Raw genomic sequence first — 2,000 nt, forward strand, 5'->3', positions numbered from 1 at the left:
GCCGGTAGACCGCGCCGATCTTGCGCGGGACGGCCCGCTGACGGGCGTCCTCCAGAACCCTTTCCCGTCGGGCCGTTGCCGGATTTCCGGCGTCCGCCTTCCGGCTCCCGCGCGAGGGGCGCACCGGTGCGGCGCGCCCCCGGGGAATTGGTCCAGACCTTAAATGGTCCAGACCTATTGACGGACCCTGCCGCCCCTCCTACGATCCGGACCGGCACAGCCCCACATGTCCCCCACCTCACCCAAGCCGGGCGTCGCGCCCCCACGCGTCGGTCATGTCCATGGCGCTCGGCGGGAAGGGAGCACCACATGTTCCGTCGAAGGCCGAGTCGCCCACGCCCGCAGCAGGCACCCGTGGAACGCGCGTCGCAGGCCCCCCGCACCGGCCGCGCCCGGCACGGGTCGAGCGTCCTGACGCGCTCCCTCGCCGGGGTGAGCGCGGCCGCCGTGATCGGCGCCGGCATCGCCGTGGCGGGCACCGTCACGGCCGGCGCCGCCACCCCCAACCTGGTGGCCAACCCCGGATTCGAGAACGGGCTCTCCGACTGGACCTGTTCCGGCGGCTCCGGCGCGGCCGTCGGCAGCCCGGTCCACTCCGGTGCCTCCGCGCTCCAGGCCACGCCGACCGGCCAGGACACCGCCCAGTGCACCCAGACCATCAGCGTGCAGCCCAACTCCCAGTACACGCTGAGCGCCTACGTCCAGGGCAGCTACGTCTACCTGGGCGCCACCGGCACCGGCGTCACCAACGCCTCCACCTGGACGGCGAGCAGCCCGTCGTACAGCCAGCTCAGCGTGGGCTTCACCACCGGGGCCAACACCACCTCGGTGACCGTCTTCCTGCACGGCTGGTACGGGCAGCCCGCGTTCTACGCGGACGACGTGGCGCTCACCGGCCCCGGCGGCAGCAGCCCCAGCCCCACGCCGACCACCGCGCCGCCGACCAGCACGCCGCCGACGACGACGCCGCCGACCAGCACCCCGCCCACCAGCACGCCGCCGACCACGACGCCGCCGGGCGACACCTGCCCCACGAAGCCCAAGCCCTCGGGCAAGGTCCTCCAGGGGTACTGGGAGAACTGGGACGGCGCCCTGAACGGCGTCCACCCCGGCATGGGCTGGGTCCCCATCACGGACAGCCGGATGGCCGCGCACGGCTACAACGTCATCAACGCCGCCTTCCCGGTGATCCTCTCGGACGGCACCGTGCTGTGGCAGGACGGCATGGACAGCAACGTCAAGGTCTCGACCCCCGCCGAGATGTGCCAGGCCAAGGCGGCCGGGGCGACGATCCTGATGTCGATCGGCGGCGCCGCCGCGGGCATCGACCTGAGCTCCAGCACGGTGGCCGACAAGTTCGTCGCGACCGTCGTCCCGATCCTCAAGAAGTACAACTTCGACGGGATCGACATCGACATCGAGACCGGCCTGTCCGGCAGCGGCAACATCAACACGCTGTCCGCCTCCCAGGCCAACCTGATCCGCATCATCGACGGCGTGCTGGCCCAGATGCCCGCGGGCTTCGGCCTGACGATGGCCCCCGAGACCGCGTACGTCACCGGCGGCAGCGTCAACTACGGGTCGATCTGGGGCGCCTACCTGCCGATCGTCAAGAAGTACGCCGACAACGGGCAGCTGTGGTGGCTGAACATGCAGTACTACAACGGCAGCATGTACGGCTGCTCCGGTGACTCCTACCAGGCCGGCACCGTGCAGGGCTTCACCGCGCAGACCACCTGCCTGAACAACGGCCTGACCATCCAGGGCACCACCATCAGGGTGCCGTACGACAAGCAGGTGCCCGGCCTGCCGGCCCAGCCCGGTGCGGGCGGCGGCTACATGGACCCGGGGTCGGTCGGCCAGTCGTGGAACGCCTTCAGCGGGGCGCTGAAGGGGCTGATGACCTGGTCGATCAACTGGGACGGCTCGAAGGGCTGGAGCTTCGGCGACAACGTCAAGCGCCTCCAGGGGCGTTGATCCCCGGCTGAGGTGACGACGGC

2 pseudogenes are annotated in these 2,000 nt (G+C 71.1%); both read left to right on the forward strand.

What is annotated here, in order from left to right:
* Positions 1–309: 309 nt before the first annotated feature.
* Positions 310–840 (forward strand): annotated as a pseudogene (locus ACFU6K_RS37850) (carbohydrate binding domain-containing protein); the annotation flags it as partial.
* 177 nt (positions 841–1,017) lie between these two features.
* Positions 1,018–1,977, forward strand: a pseudogene (locus ACFU6K_RS37855) (chitinase); the annotation flags it as partial.
* Between the last annotated feature and the right edge of the window lie 23 nt (positions 1,978–2,000).

The sequence above is a fragment of the Kitasatospora sp. NPDC057512 genome (assembly GCF_042802135.1).
GTDB lineage: Bacteria > Actinomycetota > Actinomycetes > Streptomycetales > Streptomycetaceae > Kitasatospora.